The sequence below is a fragment of the Poseidonibacter lekithochrous genome (genome assembly GCF_018861145.1).
GTDB classification, from domain to species: Bacteria; Campylobacterota; Campylobacteria; order Campylobacterales; family Arcobacteraceae; genus Poseidonibacter; species Poseidonibacter lekithochrous_A.
On sequence record NZ_JAHKQT010000013.1, the window covers coordinates 101,393 to 124,102 of the forward strand.

21 protein-coding genes are annotated in these 22,710 nt (G+C 27.1%); 20 read left to right on the forward strand and 1 reads right to left on the reverse strand.

All coding sequences use genetic code 11. The features are described 5' to 3' along the window. Positions 1–18 precede the first annotated feature (18 nt). The 8 genes from KO488_RS05400 to KO488_RS05435 are packed head-to-tail and all read left to right on the forward strand — an operon-like array spanning position 19 to position 8,326. A complete protein-coding gene (locus tag KO488_RS05400; protein ID WP_228319021.1) occupies positions 19–528 on the forward strand; it encodes a shikimate kinase in 510 nt (169 codons plus the stop codon). Then, positions 529–1,824: a histidinol dehydrogenase gene (hisD, locus tag KO488_RS05405; protein ID WP_216057771.1), complete on the forward strand. Its 1,296-nt coding sequence runs from the start codon at positions 529–531 to the stop codon at positions 1,822–1,824. It begins immediately after the preceding gene. Between the two features lie 35 nt (positions 1,825–1,859). Continuing rightward, positions 1,860–2,162, forward strand: a complete 303-nt coding sequence (locus KO488_RS05410; protein WP_216057772.1) for a DUF2018 family protein — start codon at positions 1,860–1,862, stop codon at positions 2,160–2,162. Positions 2,163–2,170: 8 nt separating this feature from the next. Further along, positions 2,171–3,070, forward strand: coding sequence for a polyprenyl synthetase family protein (locus tag KO488_RS05415; protein WP_216057773.1), 900 nt, complete (start codon positions 2,171–2,173; stop codon positions 3,068–3,070). After that, positions 3,071–4,363: a glutamyl-tRNA reductase gene (gene hemA / locus KO488_RS05420; protein ID WP_216057774.1), complete on the forward strand. Its 1,293-nt coding sequence runs from the start codon at positions 3,071–3,073 to the stop codon at positions 4,361–4,363. Positions 4,364–4,379: 16 nt separating this feature from the next. Further along, a complete protein-coding gene (locus KO488_RS05425; RefSeq protein ID WP_216057775.1) occupies positions 4,380–6,101 on the forward strand; it encodes a proline--tRNA ligase in 1,722 nt (573 codons plus the stop codon). 22 nt (positions 6,102–6,123) lie between these two features. Then, positions 6,124–6,951 carry a mechanosensitive ion channel family protein gene (locus KO488_RS05430; RefSeq protein WP_216057776.1) on the forward strand — a complete coding sequence of 276 codons (828 nt, stop codon included), beginning with the start codon at positions 6,124–6,126 and terminating at the stop codon, positions 6,949–6,951. Then, positions 6,926–8,326: a CCA tRNA nucleotidyltransferase gene (locus KO488_RS05435; RefSeq protein ID WP_216057777.1), complete on the forward strand. Its 1,401-nt coding sequence runs from the start codon at positions 6,926–6,928 to the stop codon at positions 8,324–8,326. The genes KO488_RS05430 and KO488_RS05435 overlap by 26 nt, the downstream gene beginning before the upstream one ends. Here KO488_RS05435 and KO488_RS05440 read toward each other — a convergent pair whose 3' ends face one another. After that, a complete protein-coding gene (locus KO488_RS05440; RefSeq protein ID WP_228319023.1) occupies positions 8,327–9,559 on the reverse strand; it encodes an apolipoprotein N-acyltransferase in 1,233 nt (410 codons plus the stop codon). A gap of 28 nt (positions 9,560–9,587) precedes the next feature. Between KO488_RS05440 and yajC the strand changes: the two genes are divergently transcribed. The 12 genes from yajC to KO488_RS05500 all read left to right on the forward strand — a co-directional run bounded on the left by yajC (position 9,588) and on the right by KO488_RS05500 (position 22,703). Next, entirely contained in the window at positions 9,588–9,863 is a 276-nt protein-coding gene (yajC, locus tag KO488_RS05445; RefSeq protein ID WP_216057779.1) for a preprotein translocase subunit YajC, read from the forward strand. A gap of 76 nt (positions 9,864–9,939) precedes the next feature. Further along, positions 9,940–11,505 carry a protein translocase subunit SecD gene (secD, locus tag KO488_RS05450; RefSeq protein ID WP_216057780.1) on the forward strand — a complete coding sequence of 522 codons (1,566 nt, stop codon included), beginning with the start codon at positions 9,940–9,942 and terminating at the stop codon, positions 11,503–11,505. Next, the gene (gene secF, locus KO488_RS05455; RefSeq protein WP_216057781.1) at positions 11,505–12,473 is read left to right on the forward strand and encodes a protein translocase subunit SecF; all 969 of its coding nucleotides are present in this window, start codon (positions 11,505–11,507) and stop codon (positions 12,471–12,473) included. The genes secD and secF overlap by 1 nt, the downstream gene beginning before the upstream one ends. A 217-nt stretch (positions 12,474–12,690) precedes the next feature. Next, positions 12,691–14,118 carry a pentapeptide repeat-containing protein gene (locus KO488_RS05460; protein ID WP_216057782.1) on the forward strand — a complete coding sequence of 476 codons (1,428 nt, stop codon included), beginning with the start codon at positions 12,691–12,693 and terminating at the stop codon, positions 14,116–14,118. A 60-nt stretch (positions 14,119–14,178) separates the two neighbouring features. After that, positions 14,179–14,673 (forward strand): hypothetical protein, encoded by a 495-nt coding sequence (locus KO488_RS05465; RefSeq protein WP_216057783.1) that lies wholly within the window; start codon positions 14,179–14,181, stop codon positions 14,671–14,673. A 109-nt stretch (positions 14,674–14,782) separates the two neighbouring features. Further along, complete coding sequence (locus KO488_RS05470; protein WP_216057784.1) at positions 14,783–15,127, forward strand: DUF6394 family protein; 345 nt, start codon at positions 14,783–14,785, stop codon at positions 15,125–15,127. Continuing rightward, entirely contained in the window at positions 15,127–17,592 is a 2,466-nt protein-coding gene (gene leuS, locus KO488_RS05475) for a leucine--tRNA ligase (RefSeq protein ID WP_216057785.1), read from the forward strand. The genes KO488_RS05470 and leuS overlap by 1 nt, the downstream gene beginning before the upstream one ends. Before the next feature lie 7 nt (positions 17,593–17,599). Next, positions 17,600–18,139: an LPS assembly lipoprotein LptE gene (gene lptE / locus KO488_RS05480; protein WP_216057786.1), complete on the forward strand. Its 540-nt coding sequence runs from the start codon at positions 17,600–17,602 to the stop codon at positions 18,137–18,139. 3 nt (positions 18,140–18,142) lie between these two features. Continuing rightward, positions 18,143–19,312, forward strand: a complete 1,170-nt coding sequence (locus tag KO488_RS05485; protein ID WP_216057787.1) for a bifunctional folylpolyglutamate synthase/dihydrofolate synthase — start codon at positions 18,143–18,145, stop codon at positions 19,310–19,312. Further along, positions 19,302–20,204, forward strand: coding sequence for a M23 family metallopeptidase (locus KO488_RS05490; protein ID WP_216057788.1), 903 nt, complete (start codon positions 19,302–19,304; stop codon positions 20,202–20,204). The genes KO488_RS05485 and KO488_RS05490 overlap by 11 nt, the downstream gene beginning before the upstream one ends. Then, a complete protein-coding gene (locus KO488_RS05495) occupies positions 20,150–20,587 on the forward strand; it encodes a bactofilin family protein (RefSeq protein WP_216057789.1) in 438 nt (145 codons plus the stop codon). Before KO488_RS05490 ends, KO488_RS05495 begins: the two co-directional genes overlap by 55 nt. Beyond that, positions 20,574–22,703, forward strand: a complete 2,130-nt coding sequence (locus tag KO488_RS05500) for a DEAD/DEAH box helicase (RefSeq protein ID WP_216057790.1) — start codon at positions 20,574–20,576, stop codon at positions 22,701–22,703. The genes KO488_RS05495 and KO488_RS05500 overlap by 14 nt, the downstream gene beginning before the upstream one ends. The last annotated feature ends 7 nt before the right edge of the window (positions 22,704–22,710 follow it).

Consider the following 22,710-nt stretch of genomic DNA (forward strand, 5'->3'; position numbering starts at 1 on the left):
TAGATATAATCTCTGACTATGAAAAAGAACAATATAATATTAATAGGTTTTATGGGTGTTGGTAAAGGTACAATTGCAAGAGGATTAGTAAAAAACTCTTCGATGTTTGCAATAGATACTGATGATTTAATTGAAAGTATGGAAAATCGAAAAATAAAGAAAATTTTTGCTACAGAAGGTGAAGCATATTTTAGAAATTTAGAAAAAAAGACTGCTATTTGGTTAGAAAAGAATGTATTAAATACAATTATTTCAACTGGTGGTGGATTTTATAAGCAAGAAAATATAAATAATATTGGAAAGGTAGTCTATTTAAAATCATCTTTTCAAGGAATCTTAGACAGAATTAATGACTGTCCAAATGCAAAAACTAAACTAAAGAAAAGGCCATTACTTCAAAATTTAGATGAAGCAATAAAACTTTATGATTCAAGAATAAGTGACTATGAGAAAGTATCAGACATCATTGTAGATGTTGAGAAAAAATCTATAGAAGATATTGTTAATGAGATACTAGGACAAATTTAAATGAAGATTATAAATACACAAGATTCAAACTTTAAAGAAGAGTTTGATGGAATATTAGCACGAGCAAAAAGTGATATAAAAGGTGTTTCATCAATAGTTATGAACATTATTGATGAAATTGTTGAAGAGGGAAATACTGCGCTTAAAAAACATATTGAAAAGTTTGACAAGTGGGAAGTGAAAAATGATGATGATTTAATGATTTCATGTGATGATATGAAAGCAGCTTATGAAAATATTGATGAAAAATTAAGAGCAGCTTTACATACAGCATACGATAGAATTAAAATGTATCATGAAAAACAACTTCCAAAATCTTGGATTGATTTTGAAAAAAATGGAACTATATTAGGACAAAAAGTAAGCGCAGTTGATAGAGCAGGGCTTTATATTCCTGGTGGAAAAGCTGCCTATCCTAGTTCACTTTTAATGAATGCAATTCCTGCAATCGTTGCTGGTGTTGATGAAATAGTAGTATGTACTCCAACTCCTGATAATGAAGTAAACGAATTATTGCTTGCAGCTTGTCACCTTTGTGGAATTAAAAAAGCTTTTAAAGTAGGTGGTGCTTCTGCAATTGCTGCAATGGCTTATGGAACGCAAACAATTCCAAAAGTTGATGTTATTACAGGTCCTGGAAATATTTTTGTAGCAACTGCTAAAAAGTTAGTATTTGGTGAAGTAAATATTGATATGATTGCAGGTCCTTCAGAGATTGGGATTTTAGCTGATAGTACAGCAAAACCTAAGTACTTAGCAATTGATTTATTATCACAAGCTGAGCATGATGAAATGGCTAGTTCAATTTTAATTACAACAGATGCTGCTATTGCACAAGAAACTAGTGATGAGGTAGAAAACTATCTTAAAACTTTAGAACGTGAAACGATTGCTAGAACTTCTATTGAAAATAGAGGTGTGATTATTGTAACTTCTACTATGGATGAAGCACTTGAACTTATGAATGAAATTGCTCCAGAACACTTAGAAGTAATGACAGCAAATGCTTTTGAATTATTACCATATATTAAGCATGCAGGTGCTATTTTCTTAGGTGAAAATACTCCTGAACCTATTGGTGATTATATAGCAGGACCAAATCATACTCTTCCTACTGGAAGTACGGCTAAATTTTATAGCCCATTAAATGTAGAAAATTTTATGAAAAAAAGTTCAATTATCAATTTTTCAAAAAATGCAATTGATGAACTAGGTGAAGCTTGTGCGTTACTTGCTGATACTGAAGGTTTAACAGCTCATGCAAAATCTGTAAGAGTTAGATTAGAAAATAAATAGATTTTATAAATTATAAAAAAATAAAAGGAAATTAAATGTCAGTTTTTAATGATTGGTTAAGTGAAGATGAAGATGATATATTTATGGGAAGCCCTAAATCAAAGTTCTTTGATGTAAGTAGAACTGCATCTGAAGATATTGTAGAAGATGAATGGGACAAGATTGTAGAAAAAGTTGCAGTATTAGAAATGATGCTTTCAGAAGGAAAAGGCGAAGACTTTGATATCAATCAAGTTATTAAGCAATACTCTTTTGATAATATAGACAAAGTAAATGCAGTAAAAAAAGGTTTATACGTTGAATTTACTGGTGAGATTATTTGTAGATTAGATTCATAAGGTAGAAAGTGGAAGAGTTAGAAGCTGTTAAAAGTCAAATAAAAGAGTTTGTTAAAGAGTGTAATGATGAAAAAAGTTTAGAACTTTTAGAAAAATTAGCAAGTGGAAAGATGCTAAGATCTAAACTTATTTTAAAAATTGCGGGAGTAAATATAGAGAGTGTAAAATTATGTGCAGTAGTTGAAATGATTCATGCTGCCTCACTTTTACATGATGACGTTATTGATGAAGCAGATACAAGAAGAGGTGAACCTTCTGTGAATGCTCTATATGATAATAAAACATCTATTATGTTTGGAGATATATTATATTCAAAAGCATTTACAGTGCTTTCTCAAATGGACAGAAAAATTGCTTATACAGTTTCAAATGCAGTAACACTATTAAGTATTGGAGAGATGTTAGATGTTGAGTTAACAAATACATTTAATACTTCTTACGAAAAATATAATGATATGATTTATAAAAAAACTGCTTCTTTAATAGAAGCCGCAGCAAAAGCCGCAGCTATAATGGCAGGCCTTGATGAAGAAAAATATGCTTTATATGGAAGAAATTTAGGTCTTGCTTTTCAAATGATAGATGATATTTTAGATATTACACAAGATAGTAAAACTTTAGGAAAACCTGCAATGCTTGATTTTGTTGAAGGAAAAGTTACTATACCTTATCTTTTACTACATGAAAGATGTGAACATAAATTAAAATTAGAAGAATTATATAAAAAAGAATTAACTATTGAAGAAACATCTTGGATTAAAGAGCAAATGAATGAAACAAATGCTCTTGAAGATTCTATTAAAATGGCAAAAGATATTGGAAATGAAGCAATACAAGCTGTTAAAGATGAAGATAACAGTGAAACTTTGATATTTATAATGAAAGCTATGATTGAAAGAGAGTTTTAAATGAGCTACCTAGTAATTAGTTTTTCTCATAAAAATACAGATATTGAAATGAGAGAAAAATTAGCTTTTGGATCAGATGAAGATAAAGATAGGTTTATAAGAGCAATATTATCAAATAATGTTACAAATGAAGCAGTTTTATTATCAACTTGTAATAGAGTTGAAATTATAACAAGATCTGTAAATATTAAAACTGGTGCAAAACTTATCTTGGAAGAATTAGCTAAGTATTCTAGTGTTGATTTTGATCTTTTATATAAAAGAGCAGATATATATGATAATGATAGTGCTGTTCATCATATATTTTCTGTTGCATCTGCACTTGATTCACTGGTAATTGGGGAAACTCAAATTGTAGGTCAATTAAAAGATTCTTTTAGATTTTCACAATCAAAAGGGCACTGTGCTCAAAAAATTACAAGATTAATGCACTTTGCTTTTAAATGTGCAGCAACAGTTAGAAATGCAACATCATTGGGTACTGGTTCTGTATCTGTAGCTTCTACTGCAGTTGCAAAAGCAAAAGATATTATTAAAGATCCTTCTGGAATAAAAGCACTTGTAATTGGTGCAGGTGAAATGAGTGAATTAACAATTAAGCATTTGTTATCTTCAGGTTTTGATGTAATTTTAACAAGTAGAGATATTAAAAAAGCACAAAACTTAGCTAATACATTTGAGCAAAATATTGATGTTGCTCCATATGAAAATTTAACTTCATTATTAGGACAAATTCCAATAATGATTACAGCAACATCAGCACCTTATCCAATTATAACAGCAGAGAATACACCGGATGCTAATTTTAATAGATACTGGTTTGATATTGCAGTTCCAAGAGATATTGATGATATAGATAGAGCAGGTTTAAATATTTATTCTGTTGATGATTTACAAGATATTGTAGATAAAAATATGAGTTTACGAGCTGAACAAGCAAAAACTGCATATGGAATTGTAAGTAAAATGTCTTTAGAATTTTATGATTGGTTAAAATCATTAGATATAGAACCAGTAGTTAAAAATCTTTATACAAAAGCTGATTTAGTAATAGATAAAAAAGTGCAACATGCAATAAAAAAAGGTTTTATAAAACAAGAAGACCAAGAAAATATTAGAAAACTTTGTCAAACAATTATAACTGAGTATTTACATGCACCTTCAAAAAAACTAAAAAATATTTCTAAAAATATGGAATGTGATATTGTTATCGCAACAATACAAAATATGTTTTCTCCAAATATGGAAGAAGACAGTGATCAATTTAAATGTGAACATTTATCAAAAAAATAAGATAGGAAAATAATTAATGAAATTTACTAATATGTTTATGCCAACTACTAAAGAAACTCCAAGTGATGCAACTTTACCATCACATCAATTTTTAGTAAGAGGTGGTTTTATATCTCAATCAGGATCTGGTCTTTATGATTTTTTGCCTTTAGGAAAAATTGTATTAGATAAAATTAGAGCTATTGTAAAAGAAGAAATGGATAATGCAGGAGCAAATGAAATGTTATGTTCTTTTGTAACTCCACAATCTTTCTGGGATGAATCTGGAAGATCATCTACAATGGGAAATGAGCTATTAAGATTTAAAGATAGAAAAAATGCTGAATATGTTTTAAGTCCAACAAATGAAGAATCAGTTGTTAATATGGTTAAAAATCGTATTACTTCATATAAAAATTTACCTGTAAATCTTTATCATATCAACTTAAAATTTAGAGATGAAGCTAGACCTAGATTTGGTTTAATGAGAGGACGAGAGTTTTTAATGAAAGATGCTTATTCTTTTCATTCATCTCAAGAAGATTTAGTAAGAGAATTTAATTTAATGGAAGAAACTTATAAAAAAGTTTATGAAAGATTAGGTTTAGAATTTAGAGTTGTTGAAGCAGATTCAGGTGCAATTGGTGGAAGTGGTTCTAAAGAATTTCATGTATTAGCAAATTCAGGAGAAGATACTATTGTTATATGTCCTGATTGTGAATATGGTGCTAATATTGAAGCTGCAGTTAGAAAAAAAAGACATTTTGATGCATGGTTTGAGAATACAGATACTCTTGCTTCAATGGAAAAAGTTTTAACAAAAGATTTAAAAACAATTGAAGATGTATCAAACTTTTTAAGTATTTCAAAAGCACAAAATATAAAAGCTGTTATGAAAAAAGCTATTTATGAAGAAGATACAGAAGCTGTTATTTTCTTTGTACGTGGTGACGATGAATTAGAAGAAACAAAAGCGTGTAATGCTGTTGATGCTTTAGAATTAGTTGATATAACTGAAGAAGAATTAATTGAAGTTGGATTAACTCCTGGATATTGTGGACCATTTAATTTACCAAAAGATACAAAGTTTATAATAGATAATGAATTAAAAAATGAAGTTGGATTAGCTTGTGGAGCGAATGAAGAACATTATCACTTTGTTAATACTGATTTATCTTTATTAAAAGATGCAGTATATAAAGATTTAATCATTGTTCAAGAAGGCGATATTTGTGCTTGTTGTGGTGGAAAATTAGAATATACAAAAGGAATAGAAGCAGGGCATATTTTTCAATTAGGAACAAAATACTCTGAAGCTATGGATGCAAAATTTTTAGATGAAAATGGAAAAAGTCAAGCTTTTATTATGGGATGTTATGGAATTGGAATATCTAGATTAGTAGCTGCTGTAATTGAACAAAATCATGATGAAAAAGGTTGTATCTGGACTAAATCTACAGCTCCATTTATGGTAGATGTTATTGTATCAAATGCAAAAAAAGAAGATGAATTAAATGCTGGTTTAGAAATTTATGAAGCTTTAAAAGAAAAAGGAATTTCTACGATTATTGATGATAGAACTAAAGAAAGATTTGGTTTTAAAATGGGTGATTTTGAATTAATAGGATTCCCTTATGCCGTTGTTGTTGGTAAAAAACTACAAGATGGTTTAGTTGAAATTGTTGATAGAAGAAATACATCAGAAAAAATTGAAGTATCTATTGACGAAGTTGCAATAAAATTACAAGAATTAATATAAAAATAAAAGAGACAAAAATTAAATGAACGAATATTTAAGCGAAGAAAAAATACAAAATATAACAGAAATGCTAATGCCATATCTTATAAATTTAGGTATAGCAATAGCTATTTTTATAATAGGTAAATGGTTAGCAAGAAGAATTACAAATATCGTAGTATCAATTTTAAAAAGAATCAAAGGAATTGATGTAACACTTGTAAAGTTTATTGAAAATATAATTTATTATATTTTAATGATGGTTGTTATTTTAACAGCTCTTTCAAAACTTGGAGTTGAAACAACATCATTCTTTGCAATCTTAGGAGCTGCTGGTTTAGCAATTGGTTTAGCATTAAAAGATTCACTAGGTAACTTTGCTTCAGGTGTTATGTTAATATTATTTAAACCTTTTAGAGTTGGAGATTTTGTTACAGTTGCGGGAGTTTCTGGAACTGTAAATGAAATATCAATTTTCTCTTCAATCTTAACAACAGGTGATAATCAAAGAATGATTGTACCTAATGGTGCAATTATTGCAGGAACAATTGTAAACGTAAATGCAAATCCTACTAGAAGAGTGGATTTAGTTGTTGGAATTGGTTATGACGATGATATTAAAAAAGCAAAAGATGTTTTAACAAATATCTTAGAATCAAATGATAAAATTCTTCAAGAAAAAGGATTAACAGTTGCTGTTTCAGAATTAGCTGATTCCTCTGTTAATTTTGTTGTTCGTGCTTGGGTTAATACGCCTGATTATTGGGCTGTAAAATTTGCTTTAACTGAACAAGTTAAATTAAGATTTGATCAAGAAGGTATTTCAATTCCTTATCCACAACAAGATGTTCATCACCACAATCAAGCCTAATATTCCTTTAATATTAGAAGAGATTGTTTTAAGCTTACAAAAAATAGGAGCTACTCCTATTTTAGTAGGTGGCTGTGTTCGTGATGCATTACTTCAAATTCCTTGTAAAGATTATGATGTTGAAATCTTTGGAATTGATTCTTTAGAAACTATTTTAAAATCCCTTGAAAAATATGGCAGTGTTAAACTTGTAGGTAAATCCTTTGGAGTTCTTACTTTAAAAGTAGATATTTATGATTTTGATTTTGCACTTGCACGAACTGAGAAAAAAACTGGATTAAGTCATCAAGATTTTGAAGTTACAACAAATGGCAGTTTAAGCTACAAAGAAGCAGCTATAAGAAGAGATTTTACTATTAACTCAATAGGATATGATTTTTTAAAAGAAGAGTTTCTAGACCCATTTAATGGAATAGAAGACTTGAAAAACAAAAAAATAAGACATATAAATGATGATACTTTTATTGAAGATCCATTAAGAGTTTATCGAGCAATACAATTTGCTTCAAGATTTGAATTTAATATTGATAATAAAACAAAAAAACTTTGCAAACAAATGGTTTTAAATGATAATTTATCTCATCTTGCAAAAGAAAGAGTTTATGAAGAGTTTAAAAAACTATTTTTAAAATCATCTAAACCTTCAATTGGTTTTGAACTTTTAAAAGAGTTAGAAGTCCTTAATTATTTCCCAGAACTTAAAGCTTTAATAAATTGTGAGCAAGAAAAAGAATATCATCCCGAGGGTGACGTTTGGATTCATACCTTAATGACTTTAGATGAAATGGCAAAGATTATAAAGGATGAAAATATTCAAGATGAATATCGAATTCTTTATCTTTTTTATGCAATTTTATGCCATGACTTGGGAAAACCATATTGTACAGAATTTATAAATGGGAAAATAACTTCATACAAACATGAAAGTTTAGGAATAGAACCAACTATATCTTTTCTTTCAAAGATTACAAATGAAAGTAAATTTATTGAAAAAGTTATTCCACTTGTAAAAAATCATTTAGCACCTTTTCAATTATTTAAAGATAGCTCATCTTTAAAAGCTGTAAAAAGATTATCACTAAAATGTAATATTGAAGATTTATGTCTTGTTTGTTTAGCAGATTGTAAAGGTAGAACTATTCCAAATAAAGATATATGTGATAAGGCAGTTTCCTGGCTTTTAAGTAAGGCTCGAGAATTAAATATCTCGTCAGATGGACTTAAATCATTTGTTCAAGGTAGAGATTTAATAAGTTTAGGAATGAAACCTAGCAAAGAGTTTAAAGAAATATTAGAGTTTGCACTTGATTTACAAATAGATGAAAATTCAAGTAAAGAAGAGATTATCCAAAGGATTAAAGAAAAATATCTTTAATCAAGGTCTAAATATAAAGTTAGGACTTCCATTTACTACATGAAAAATAGTTACTCCATATTTTTTTGAATAATATCTTAATAATAGTTTTTGTAATGTTGGCTCAATAGATGGAGTAAACCAAGCGTTATTTGATGTTACTATCATATATTTTACATCACCTAAATTTTCAAAAATTTTATCTGTTGTTGCTTCATAACAAATAGCATTTCTAAATTTTTGACCTTTTATAATAAAGTCTGTAGGTGCTTTTGCTTTTGAATAATCTTGTGCTCCATCATAAAAAACATCATTAATTAAATCTACAAAAAACTTAGGAAGCGGTATTTCTTCTCCAAAAGGTACAAGAACTAATTTTTTTGCAATTTGAACATCACCGTTTGAAATATAATAAGTTGCATTGTAAAATTGTTCATTTTCTAGGTATAAAGAACCTGTAATAATATCTATTTTATAAGACTTGTTTTTTAAAATTGAAAGTAACTCTTCACTTTTATTTAAAATACTTGGAAAAGCAGTTTCTGGCAATATTACTAAATCTTTTTCATTGTAAATTGCTTTATCTATGTATTCAAAGTTTTTCTTAAATATAGTAGATTGGTAATCTTTTTGCCATTTTAAATTTTGTTTAATATTTAATTGTGGCATTTCAATTTTTGAATTTGGATTATCAATATATATACCTGTGGGAAGGGAAAAAGCAAAAAGTAATGGAATAATTGAAAGAATTTTCATTCTTTTTAATTTTGTCATTATAAATAAAGATAGTAAAATCAATGCAAAATCTACTTTTGATGTACCTAAATATGAATCAAGAAAAAGCAATTCAAATTTCATCCAATTAAAACCAAAAGGTGCAATAAAGGTAAAAGCAAAAATAGCTAATAATCTAAAATATATTTTATCATATAAGGAAAAAAGTAAAAAGATTAATCCAAAAGCAAGTCCAATAACTATTAGTAAAATAGGTGTTAAATATACTAAATCATAATATTTTAAACTAACTGCCATCCAATAACACCAAAGAATACCTGTGGCAAATCCTGCAAAAAACATTGCTTTTCTTGGAATTGTAATTAAATAATAAAGACCTAACAGTCCTAAAATAGTGTTAATGAATCGATATTCAATATTAAAATAGCTTAAGTATATGAAAGCACTTAATAAAATAGCTGTAATCAAGCCCTTTATTATCAAATTTTTGTTAAAATTATCGCGTTTTACTAAAAACAAAATAAACTACTTATAAAAAGGAAATTTAATGGATAGTTCAAGTACTGATTTATTAAGCTCATTATTACCTCTTGTTGCATTATTTGCAATATTTTACTTCTTAATTATTAGACCACAACAAAAACAAGCGAAAGCTCATAAAGAAATGGTTGCTAATTTAAAAAAAGGTGATAAAATTGTAACAAATGGAGGCTTAATCGTAGAAGTTTCTAATGTAGGAGATGAAAGTCTTACTGTTAAAAATAGTGATGGAACAGAAATGAAACTTGTTAAAGAGTTTGTTTCAAAACTTTTAGAAGACTAATTTTACTATTTAAAACATGTAATTATTTTACATGTTTTACCCTTCAAAATACAAAAACCTTACTAAGGACTCAAGATTGAAAATCTTTAATTATAGACTTGTTATCTTTGCATTAAGTATAATTTTTGGTGTTGTTTTTGCAATTCCCTCACTTATGCAAACAGATAGTGGAAAAAAAATATCTCTAGGACTTGATTTACAAGGTGGGCTTCATATGCTACTTGGTGTAAATACTCATGAAGCAGTAACTGCTAAAATCAAAACAATCGCAACAACTGTAAAATATTACGCAGATGATGAAGACTTACTAATTGATGGATTATCGATTGATTCAGATAGTGTTGTTTTTACTGTTTTAGATAAAGATGAAATTCCTAAAATGGATAAGATGCTAGAGCAAATAAAAGGCTTAGATATTTCAAGAAATGATTTATCTTATACTTTAATTTTAACAGAAGCAGATATTGAAAAAACAAAAGATTTAGCTGTATCTCAAGCTGTTGAAACTATTAGAAATAGACTGGATCAGTTTGGACTTTCAGAACCAACTGTTATCAGACAAGGTGAAACAGCTATTGTTGTTCAATTACCTGGTATTAAAACACAAGCTGAGGAAAAAGCTGCAAGAGAACTTATCTCTAAGCCTGCAAACTTAGAGTTAATGGCAGTTGATGAAGAAAGGGCTGATCAAGTATATACTTTATCTAGATCTGCTGCTGCTGAATATGGAGATATAATATTAGAAGATACAAGAGATCCTAATATTAAATATCTTGTAAAAGAAATTCCTATTCTAAATGGTTCTCAAGTTGTAGATGCACAAGTTGCATTTGATCAAGGGAATCAACCTATTATTAATTTTACTCTAAATTCTACTGGAGCTCGAATCTTTGGAGAGTTTACAGGTAAAAGTGTTGGTAAGAGATTAGCAGTTGTATTAGATGGAAAAGTTTACTCAGCTCCAAATATTAGAGAAAGAATCGGTGGTGGTTCAGGTCAAATCTCTGGTGGTTTTACAACTTCTGAAGCTGGAAATGTTGCTATTGCTTTAAGATCAGGAGCACTTCCTGCAACTGTAAACTTACTTGAAAAAAGATCTGTTGGACCATCTTTAGGTGCTGATTCTATTAAAGCTTCAACAATTGCTTTAATTTCAGGTTTCCTAATAGTATTTGTATTTATGATAGTTTATTATAGACGTGCAGGTGTAATTGCAAATATTGCACTTATTACAAATATTTTCATAATTATTTCAGTTATGGCAATGTTTGGAGCAACACTTACTTTACCTGGTATGGCAGGAATTGTATTAACAGTTGGTATGGCTGTAGATGCGAATGTTATTATCAGTGAAAGAGTTAGAGAGTTACTTAAAGCAGGAGTATCTGTTCAAAAATCAATTGAAGATGGATATTCAAATGCTATGAGTGCTATTTTAGATGCGAATATTACAACTTTATTAGTTGCTGTTATTCTTTATGCATATGGAACAGGAGCTATTAAAGGTTTCGCAATTACAATTTCTATTGGTATTTTAGCATCTATGTTAACTGCTATTTTAGGTACTCACGGTATTTATGAAGCAATAGGTGGAAAAATAGCAAAAGATAAAGACTTAAAAAAATGGTTTGGAGTTAGCTAATGGAAATTTTTAAATCAGATAAAATTTATAATTTTATGGGAAAAAGGTTGCCTTTTTTAGGTTTATCTTCTTTACTAGTTATTGCTTCAATTGTTTTATTATTTACAAAAGGTTTAAACTTCGGTATTGATTTTGCAGGAGGAACTATTGTTCAAGTTAAATATGAGCAAAAAGCTCCAATTGATAAGATTCGAGATACTCTAAAAAACACAAATTATTCAAATGCTTCTATTTCAGAATTTGGAAGCCCTGAAGAAGTTGTAATAAGAATTACAGGTTCATCTTCTAGTATTACAAATGATATTGGTGATGAAATGCATGTTTTATTAAAAACTACAGGTGATTTTGAAATTAGAAGAGTGGATATAGTTGGTCCTAAAGTTGGTGGTGAGTTAAGAGAAAAAGGTATTATGGCTTTATCTTTATCTTTGATTATTATTCTAGCTTATGTATCATATAGATTTGAGTGGAGATTTGCCATTGCATCTATTCTTGCTTTAGCTCATGATATTATAATTGCTATGGGAGCAATTAGTCTATTTAGTATAGAAGTTAATCTTGATATCTTAGCTGCTATTCTTACTATTTTAGGATACTCTTTAAATGATACAATTATTGTATTTGATAGGGTTAGAGAAGGTGTTCAAACATCAAAAGAATCCATTTTAGAAAAAATTGTAAATGAATCAATAAGTAGAACATTATCAAGAACTACTCTTACTTCATTAACAACATTCTTTGTTGTATCTACACTGTTCTTCTTTGGTGGAGAGATTATTCATGGATTTGCATTTACAATGCTTGTAGGTGTTATTGTAGGTACTTATTCATCAATTTTTATTGCTGCAGCTTTCTTAGTAGAACTAAAATTCTCAATATCAGATTTTAGGTCTAAAGAAGCAGATAAAATAAAAAGACAAAAAGAAAAAGACAAATTAAGAGCAATGTACGAACAAGGTACAATGTAGTAATATTTTATTAAAAAATATAAAAGGGGAAGAGCTTTTGTTCTTCCCCTTTTTTATGTTTAAAATTATATGTAGAAGCAAATGTAATGAATATATAGATAAAATAAAGTTAGTTATTAAAATATATATTAAAAGAAGTAATATGAAATTAGACAATATTTTAAATTATATAAAAAAGTTTTTTACCAATAATAAGTCTACAAATCAGGAAATCAATATGGATACAGAAGAAAAAAAAATTATAGAAAAAATTTACAAATGTGATATATGTAATGATAATTTTGATGAAAATGAATTCAAATTTACAAATGATAAGAATAAATGTATTTTTCACTGTGATAAAGAGAGTTGGATTACGAAAGATAACCCAGAAAATAATAAATTTAATTTGGGAACTGAAATAGTATATTTTTGGGATGAAGAAAAAGTAAATTTCTTTTGGAGTAAATTTAAAGAATTCATTGAAAAAAAACGTGATTTATCTGAAAAAAATTTGTATTACAGATTTGATAATTTTATTTTCCCAGAATCAGAACAGAACACATTTAAAGATTATTCATTTGAAAGTCCTTTAGTTTTTCAAAGATCTTGTATATTTGAAGGTGATGTGGATTTCTTTAACTCTACTTTCAAGAGTGAAGTTTATTTTAATAATTGTGAAATAAAAGGGAATATTAGTTTTACTAAATCTATTTTTGCGAAAAGATTTACTTTTAATAATATGAAAAATATAAATAAAATTTCATTTCGTTTTTCAAAGTTCGAAGAAAAAGTTGAATTAAAAGAATCGATAATAAAAGGAGATGTTAGTTTTAGAGAAACACAGTTTAATAAAACAACTGATTTCTATAGAACAAAATTTAATGGAAAAGTAAATTTTCATAAAACAGATTTTAAAGGAATTTCAGTTTTTACAGAAACAGAATTCTTAAAAGATGTAAATTTCAAGTATGTAACTTTTGAAAAAATTGCAATATTTAGAGATGGAATATTCAAAGAAAAATTAGACTTAAGAGATTCTATTTTTAAAGATGAAAGAAATTTTTTAGATATAAAAGTAAATAAAGTAAATCGTGAAACTGCAAGAATAATAAAAAACTCATTTGAACAACAAAACAATATCATAGCAGCAAATAAGTTTTATGCTTTAGAAATGAAAGAGAGAGAAAATGAATTAACTTGGAAAAAAGATTTTTTTGAAAAATTAGTTTTCAAATTTCATGGTATTTCATCAAATCATTCTCAAAATTGGCTCTTGGCATTATTTTGGATTATTGTAATTGGAATGTTATCTTCAACAATAGATTTTTTATATTTTTCATGTGAACCTTATGTTTTTTATGATTTTTCAATTATTAATCTATCTTTAGCTTATTTTGGTGTGTTGATATTTTATTATTTGATTGCAACATATTTTGATGGGAATTATTTTAGAACTACACTTAGTTTATTTGCATTAGTTCCTATATATTGGTATTTAACTAATGATTTTTTATTTTATAATTTTTCTAAAACAATAAATCCTTTTTCTATTATGTCTGGGCAAGATAATATAAATGGAATTCAACTAATATACAAAATTATTATTGCTTATTTGATTTATCAATTAATTATATCAATAAGACAAAATACAAGACGTAAATAATACGAGTTTTTAATTATATTTGATATAGAATATATATTAATTTACACAAGGTTTTGGGAAATGAAAGAGAATAATACAGCTTCTAGTGAATTTAAAATGTATTTTAATAAATTTGATAAAATTACATCAAATAATGGAAAAGATTCATTATTAGCTTTAATATGGATTTTAATTCTTGAGTTTACTTCTTCAATCTTAGAATATGAATACTTAGATACTTCAGAACAATATATTTTTCATATGCAAGATGGTTTAGCAAAAGAACTATTTATTGCATTATTATTTGTATTGTTTATTTGGTATTGTGTTTATAGCATAATCTTTATGTATAGAAAACAGTTTATCACTCTTTCTTTGTATGGCTCTTTATGTATTTATTTACTTATTACTCATGACATTACATTTAACTTATTATTACATAATTTAAATCCAATTCATTTACTTGAAAATGGATTTAGTTTTTATATGATGATACAACTATTTTTAAAACTTATTATCATTTATTTACTAATAAAAATGTTTACTATTTTGAAAAAAGAAAAACTAAAACACTAAATATTCAACTTTATAAATGCCTCTGAAATAGATAATAAAAGCAATTTATTATTATATTTTAGCTATTATCTTCTCTTAAATTTAAAAGTAAAACTATAAAAGGATTTAAATGGATTGGGGTAAAGTAATTTATATATTTTTTTCGCTAATGTCATTAACAACTACAGCAGGATTCCTGTATGAGCAAAATGAGATAGCGTTATTCATAGCAGCAGGTGTGAATGTAATATCAACAATATTAAAAATTGGTGTTAAAAATTTACTAGCAGCAGAATTATTAGCAAGTTCATTAGTAGCTGATCTACATTTAATTCCAGCTTTTATGGTATTAACTTTTATGAATGATATATCTTTAGCAATTTCATTAGCTATAGGAGCAATTGTAGCAAATATTTTCTCAATTGCTTTAGCATTAATTGAAAGCGCAAAAAGTCACGATAAGGAAGAGTTTTAATGGAATATAATGCAAAAGCAATAGAAAATAAATGGCAAAAATTTTGGACAGAGAATAAATCGTTTGAGCCAAGTGATGATCAAAGTAAAGAAAAAAAATATATCCTAAGTATGTTTCCCTATCCTAGTGGACGAATTCACATGGGACATGTAAGAAATTATTGTTTAGGTGATGCTTTTGCTAGACATTTTAGAAAGTCAGATTTTAATGTATTACATCCAATTGGATGGGATAGTTTTGGAATGCCAGCAGAAAATGCAGCGATTAAACATAAACTACATCCTAAAAAATGGACGTATGAAAACATTGATTATATGAGAGATGAATTAAGAACTTTAGGTTTATCATTTTCTGAAACAAGAGAGTTTGCAACTTCTGATGAATTATATACAAAATGGGAACAAGAGTTTATCATTAAAATGTATGAAGAGAAGTTATTATATAGAAAATCAACTACAGTAAACTGGTGTGAACCTTGTCATACTGTTTTAGCAAATGAACAAGTTGAAGAGGGATGTTGTTGGAGATGTGATACTCCTGTTGAACAAAAAGAAATGCCAGGATACTATATTGGTATTACTCAATATGCTCAAGAACTTTTAGATGATTTAGATAGTTTAAAAGATACATGGCCATCTCAAGTTTTAACAATGCAAGAAAATTGGATTGGAAGAAGTGAAGGTTTAGAATTTAAATTTGAATTATCAAAAGATTCAAAAAATAAATTAAATAGATCATTCTCTAAATACTTAGTATTTACAACAAGACCTGATACAATTTATGGTGTTTCTTATTCTGCCTTAGCACCTGAACATCCAATTGTAAAATATATTTTAGAACATAAACTTTTACCTCAAAAGAAACTTGATGTAATAAAAGATATGCAAAAAGTATCTGAAAGAGATAGAGCAACACAAGATAAAGAAGGAATTTCTTTAGAAATTGATGTAATGCATCCTTTAACAGGTGAAAAAATTCCAGTATGGGTAGCAAATTTTGTATTGGCTTCTTATGGTGGTGGTGCAGTTATGGCAGTTCCAGCACACGATCAAAGAGATTTTGAATTTGCAAAACAATATGATTTACCAATTACACAAGTAATTGTAGGAAAAGATGGCTTAATTGAAAAACAAACTGAAGCATTTATAGGTGAGGGTGAATTAATTAATTCTGAAAGTTTTACAGGATTAAAAAATACAAAAGCTAAAAAAGCAATACTTTATCACTTTGAACAAAACTCGTTAGGAATTAAAAAAATTAATTTTAAACTTAGAGATTGGGGTGTTTCAAGACAAAGATATTGGGGAGCTCCTCTTCCATTTATACACTGTCCTGATTGTGGTTTAGTTCCTGAAAAAATAGAAAACTTACCAATTGCATTACCCGAAGATGTGGAAATTACAGGTGAAGGGAATCCTTTAGATACTCATCCTACATGGAAGCATACCTCTTGTCCAAAATGTGGAAAAGATGCTGTACGAGAAACTGATACTTTAGATACATTTGTACAATCTTCTTGGTATTTTTTAAGATATGCGACAAATCCTAAAAAATGGAATGATGAAGGAATTTCAAAAGTTGATAGTGATTATTGGATGGATGTTGATCAATATATTGGTGGTATTGAACATGCAATCTTACATCTTTTATATTCAAGATTCTTTACAAAAGCTCTAAACTCTTTAGGATATACAAACTCTAAAGAACCATTTAAAAAACTTCTTACACAAGGTATGGTTTTAAAAGATGGTGCAAAAATGTCAAAATCAAAAGGAAATGTAGTAGATCCTGATTTAATTGTTGAAAAATATGGAGCTGATACTGCAAGATTATTTATGTTATTTGCTGCACCACCTACAAAAGAATTAGAGTGGAATGATTCAGCAGTTGATGGAGCTTTTAGATTTATTAAAAAGTTTTTTGAAAGAGCATCAAATGTTACTAAAGTAGGAGTTGATACATTTAAAGATATTGATCACAAATCTTTAAATAAAGAGGAAAAATATGCTAGAAAGAAAGTTTATGAAGCCTTAGTAAAATCAAATGAAGTATTTAATAAAACATATACTTTTAATACTTTAATTGCAGCTTCTATGGAAGCTTTAAATGCCTTATCAACACAAAAAAACGAAGTAGTTTGGACTGAAGGTTATTATATATTATCTAATATTTTAGAGCCAATAATTCCTCATGCATCTTGGGAAATATCAAATGCATTATTTAACCAAGAAAACTTTAACAATACAATTGAAGTAAAAGAAGAAGTTTTCCAAATGGATTCAATAGTTTTAGCTGTTACTATTAATGGTAAGAAAAGATGTGAAATTGAAGTTGAACCAAATGCTTCAAAAGAAGATATTTTAGTAATTGCAAAAGAAAACTCGATCAAATGGATAGAAGGTAAAGAGATTATTAAAGAGATTGTTGTTCCTAACAAACTAGTTAACTTAGTAATAAAAGGATAATTAAAGCATGAAAAGTACGAATAATATTAAAAAAGTACTATTGGTACTTTTTACTTTAAGTTTTTGTTTTTTTACATTTAGTGGATGTGGATATAAACCAACAACGTATTATGCAAAAAAAGAGCTTTCTGGTAAAGTTTTTGTAAAACTATTTATTGATTTAAAAGATCCACAAAATAGTGTTTTAATTAAAGATGCTATTAATCAATTACTTGCCCATAAACTTGACTCAAAACTTGTATATGAGGAAGCATTAGCTGATACTATAATGAATATTAAAATTAACTCTGTAAGTATGACTGAACTTCAATATGATGCTGATGGATATAATAACTTATATAGAGCAACTGTTATTATTAATGTAAAATATGATAAAAAAGCAGAAAAAATATCAAGAAATTTTACAGTTAGTGGAGAGAATGATTTCTCTTTAGGAAGTAGTACAACGATTACAGATACTAAACGTTTTGAAGCTATTAAAAGTGCCTCAGATGAAGCTTTAGATGAAGTTTTATCAAGAATAGCAATTCAATCTTTTAAAAAATAGTCAATGAAAGTTGATTTAAAAAAAGCTAATTTAGCTAAATTCTTAGAATTTAAAACTCTTTATTATGACAAGATTGATTTTACAACTGTAGAATCATCTTGGAATTTACTATCACAAAAAATCTCTTTACCTTTTGTTATTCACATTGTTGGTACAAATGGAAAAGGAAGTACGGGAAGATTTCTTTCTCACTATTTAAATAAAAGTAATTATAAGGTACTACACTATAGTTCACCTCATATTGTTAAATTCAATGAACGCATTTGGATAAATGGACAAGATATTAGCGATGAAGATTTAGAGCATGCACATAAGTTTTTACAAGAATTATATCCTTTAAATTTATTGGAGAAATTGACATATTTTGAATATACAACGCTTTTATCTTTTTATCTAGGAAAAGATTGTGATTATCTAGTTTTAGAAGCAGGTCTTGGCGGAGAGTTTGATGCAACAAATGTTGTAAAGAACAACTTATCTTTAATTACTACAATTGACTTAGATCATCAAAACTTTCTAGGAAATACTGTTGAAGAAATAGCTCAAACAAAAATGCGTTCAGTTGATAATAAAATGATTATAGGTTATCAAATACATAAAAGTGTTTATGATACAGCTTTAAAAGTAAAAGAACAGCTTTTAAGAGAAAGAAACACTAAAATAACAATTAAAGAAGTAAAAGATTTTAATAAATATAAATTAAATAAGAAGTTTGCAAGCTATTTAAAAAGAAACTTACATCTAGTAATAGCTTGTTTAGAAGAATTAAAAATAGATATAAATTTAAGTTTATTTGATGATGTCGAACTATTTGGAAGGTTTCAAAAGATAACAAAAAATATAACTATTGATGTAGGACATAACCCTTTAGCTGCAAGAGTTTTAAAAGAAGAGTTTGCAAATAAAAAGATTACATTGATTTATAATTCCTATAAAGATAAAGACTATGAAGAAGTATTGCAAATATTAAAACCTATAATAAATAAAATAATTATTATAGATATTGATGATAAGAGAATGGTTTTAAAAAATAATTTATTAAAGATTATAGATAAATTAAATATAATGAAAGAAAATACAATAAAAATTAATGATAATGAAGAGTATTTAGTCTTTGGTTCATTTTTAGTTGTAGAAAAATTCTTATATTTGATTGGGATGAATGAAAAATAGATTAATAATTACAGTTTCAGACATAAAAGGTACAAAGTCCTACAATGTTCATCAGTTTATAAAAAAAGTTTTACTTTCCGTAATTTTAGTAATTTTATTAGTAATTGGTGGAAGTTTTTGGTTAATATCCTATTTAAATCAAGAAGTTGAGAGTGTAAAGAAAACTAAAGAAACAGAATTTAAAATATTAAATGAAAAAGAAGAAAAACTTCTTGCTCAAAATAAACTTTACTCAATACAAATAAAAAGTAAAGTAAAAGATATTGATGAATTAAATCAAAAGTTAGATGAAATTCATACTATTATTGGTGTTGGTAAAAATGCTACAAAAAATGAAATTACTAAAAAAACTTTAGCTGCAATAAATATTAATAAGAAAAAATATACTTTAATGGTTATTCCAAATGGTAAACCACTTAAACAAAGTAGAGTTTCTTCAAATTTTGGATATAGAATAAATCCAATTACAAAAAGAAAACAGTTTCATCGAGGTTTAGATTTAGCAGCACCTAGAAAAACTCCAATTAGAGCAACTGCTGATGGAATAGTTGAACATGTGCAATCAAAAAATATAGGAGATTATGGTAGAGTTATAAGATTAAGTCATAATTATGGATTCAAATCTACCTTTGCTCATATGAGTAAAACATATGTAAAATTAGGTGATATAGTGAAAAAAGGTCAAATTATTGGTTTAGTAGGGACTTCAGGAAGAAGCTCTGGACCACATTTACACTATGAAATAAGATATGCAAGTACACTTTTAAATCCAAAAAACTTTATAAACTGGAATTTGGATACATACGATACTATTTTTAAAAATGAAAGGAAGGTTGAATGGGAGTCTTTAATAAGTCTAATAAAGGATCAACACCAAATGGCGCTACAGTAATAGCGCAAGGTACATGTATAATTGGTGGAATTAATACAAAAGGTACAGTTAATATTGATGGAAAATTTGAAGGTGTTATTTTAGAAGCAGATGTAATTGCTATTGGATTAACAGGTGAGGTTATTGGTGATATTAAAGCTAATAATTTAATTGTTAATGGTTTATTTGATGGAAAGATTGATTGTAATATTGTTCAGATTTTAGAAAATGGAAAAGTAATTGGTGATATGAAATATAATGAACTAATAATTGAACCAAATGGAAAATTTGAGGGAAGAGGAGTTAGAAAAGATTCTGATTTAAAAAGTAGATATAATGAAGTAGAACAAAAAATCAATAATATTATAGTAAGTCCTTCCGCAATAGCTCATGATAAATCTTGAAAAAAAACTTAAAAACCTTTACTTACAAAAAGAGAATATAGAAGAAGAAATAAAGAGTTTAGAAGAGCAAATAAAAAATGAAAAAGAAAAAGTTACTAAAGCTATAAAAACTACATTTACTAAAGATGAAAAAATTGATATTTTCAAATCTTTATTTATAGCAAGACAAGATATATATGCAAAAAAATGGGTAAGTAAAGATGGAAATAAACAAGGTTTTTATCCAGTTACTAGAACTTTTCAAGGTGAAGATTATATTCCTTTAACAAATAAAGAAATAGAGAGTCATTTAAGAGGGTTAGTACATCTTGCAACTTTTTGTATTGACTCAAATAATATGTCTAAATTTTTAGTTTTAGAAATTTTAGATGAAGACAAATTCAAAGTTCAAATTGCATTAAATAGTCTAAATATAAAAGCTTATTATGAATTGAATTCATTCAACTCCTTAATCGTATGGATTTTTTTAGAAGAAAGTATTGAAACAAAAGTTGTTTACAATTTTGGAAAATATCTTTTAAAAAAAGCTAATATAACAGCAAAAATGTATCCTAATAAGGAGTTTGCAAATAATGCTAATTTAGGATTAAGTCTTGAACTACCTCTTTATTTAAAAAGTAGGAATAAAAATAAAACAGTTTTTATTGATACAAATACGAGTAAAATTTATGAAGATCAATGGATGCTTTTAAATAGTGTTAAAAAAGTCCCCAAACAAATAATTTATAATAATGCATCAGTTAGTAATAGTGTAAATAGTGAAAAAGATTTTGGTAATATAGAGTTTCCAATTGAAAAAATAAAAATAGTATTATATGATTTTTTATATATTCCTATTTCACTATTATCAAAGTCTTTAATAAATAAATTAAAATCCTTTGCTTCTTTTGAAAATCCACAAATAAAAGTTTTATTAGGACTTCGAAAGCCATTATATAATACACCAAGGCTAATTCAAAGTTTTGAAGAAGATGAAAATTATCTAATGCTTCCTAGAGGTTTATTAAATACAGTTAGTGGTTTCTTAAATTCCAATGGTGTTTCATTTTCTATAGAGGATAAAAGACATTTAGATGCATGTCAGACTAAAGAAGTGAAGTTTAAATTAAGACCAGAACAAAATGATGCAATAAATCAAATAATAAAAAATGACTTTTGTATTTGCGTAGCACCTCCTGGCTTTGGAAAAACATTAATAGGTGCAAAAATGTTTGAAGAAAGAGCATGTAAAACGCTTATTATTGTAAATAAAAATATGCTATTAAATCAATGGATTGAGCGTTTTGTTGATTACTTTGAATATGATAAAAAAGATATAGGATATTTAGGAAAAAGTAAAAATAAACTAAATGGAAATATTGACGTAGCAACAATGCAAAGTTTAAAAAATTCACCTGATTATATTCATAATTACTCTTTTGTGATTATAGATGAATGTCATCATATTCCTGCCATTACTTTTGAACAAATTGTGAAAAACTTTAGAGGTAAATATATTTTAGGTTTAAGTGCAACACCAAATAGAAAAGATGGATTACAAGCAATTTTATATCAACAATTAGGTGATATTGCGTATGAATATAAAAAGAAAAAAACTCATTATAATAAATTAAAAATAGTTAGAACAGATTTTATTAGTCAAGCTGATAATTATGCGAGTATTATAAATGAATTATGTATTAATGAAAAAAGAAATAATTTAATTGTAGAGGAAATAAAAAATAATATTGATAGAAAAATTTTACTTTTAACTGATAGAATAGAACATATAAATATACTAGAGCATTTACTTACTTTAGAAAATATTGATTATGTGAGTATTCATGGAAGTCAAAATAAAAAAGAACAAGTAGAAAATATGAATCTAGTAAAAGAAAAGTCTTTGATACTTGCAACTACATCATATTTTGGAGAAGGAATTGATTTCCCTCATTTAAATACTATTTTTTTTGCAACACCAATTTCTTATTATGGAAGATTAGTTCAGTATTTAGGTCGAATAGGAAGGGGAAATCAAGAGTGTTTAGCTATTGATTTTTTAGATACAAACAACGTAATGCTTAATTCAGCTTTTAAAAAAAGAGCTGAAGGTTATAAGCAAATGCATTATAAGTAAGGAGGAG

Bases quoted from the DNA above. Each gene is read 5' to 3' on its own strand.
- KO488_RS05400 (WP_228319021.1), top strand. From the start codon at position 19: ATGAAAAAGAACAATATAATATTAATAGGTTTTATGGGTGTTGGTAAA.
- hisD (WP_216057771.1), top strand. From the start codon at position 529: ATGAAGATTATAAATACACAAGATTCAAACTTTAAAGAAGAGTTTGAT.
- KO488_RS05410 (WP_216057772.1), top strand. From the start codon at position 1,860: ATGTCAGTTTTTAATGATTGGTTAAGTGAAGATGAAGATGATATATTT.
- hemA (WP_216057774.1), top strand. From the start codon at position 3,071: ATGAGCTACCTAGTAATTAGTTTTTCTCATAAAAATACAGATATTGAA.
- KO488_RS05425 (WP_216057775.1), top strand. From the start codon at position 4,380: ATGAAATTTACTAATATGTTTATGCCAACTACTAAAGAAACTCCAAGT.
- KO488_RS05430 (WP_216057776.1), top strand. From the start codon at position 6,124: ATGAACGAATATTTAAGCGAAGAAAAAATACAAAATATAACAGAAATG.
- KO488_RS05435 (WP_216057777.1), top strand. From the start codon at position 6,926: ATGTTCATCACCACAATCAAGCCTAATATTCCTTTAATATTAGAAGAG.
- yajC (WP_216057779.1), top strand. From the start codon at position 9,588: ATGGATAGTTCAAGTACTGATTTATTAAGCTCATTATTACCTCTTGTT.
- secF (WP_216057781.1), top strand. From the start codon at position 11,505: ATGGAAATTTTTAAATCAGATAAAATTTATAATTTTATGGGAAAAAGG.
- KO488_RS05460 (WP_216057782.1), top strand. From the start codon at position 12,691: ATGGATACAGAAGAAAAAAAAATTATAGAAAAAATTTACAAATGTGAT.
- KO488_RS05465 (WP_216057783.1), top strand. From the start codon at position 14,179: ATGAAAGAGAATAATACAGCTTCTAGTGAATTTAAAATGTATTTTAAT.
- KO488_RS05470 (WP_216057784.1), top strand. From the start codon at position 14,783: ATGGATTGGGGTAAAGTAATTTATATATTTTTTTCGCTAATGTCATTA.
- leuS (WP_216057785.1), top strand. From the start codon at position 15,127: ATGGAATATAATGCAAAAGCAATAGAAAATAAATGGCAAAAATTTTGG.
- lptE (WP_216057786.1), top strand. From the start codon at position 17,600: ATGAAAAGTACGAATAATATTAAAAAAGTACTATTGGTACTTTTTACT.
- KO488_RS05485 (WP_216057787.1), top strand. From the start codon at position 18,143: ATGAAAGTTGATTTAAAAAAAGCTAATTTAGCTAAATTCTTAGAATTT.
- KO488_RS05490 (WP_216057788.1), top strand. From the start codon at position 19,302: ATGAAAAATAGATTAATAATTACAGTTTCAGACATAAAAGGTACAAAG.
- KO488_RS05495 (WP_216057789.1), top strand. From the start codon at position 20,150: ATGGGAGTCTTTAATAAGTCTAATAAAGGATCAACACCAAATGGCGCT.
- KO488_RS05500 (WP_216057790.1), top strand. From the start codon at position 20,574: ATGATAAATCTTGAAAAAAAACTTAAAAACCTTTACTTACAAAAAGAG.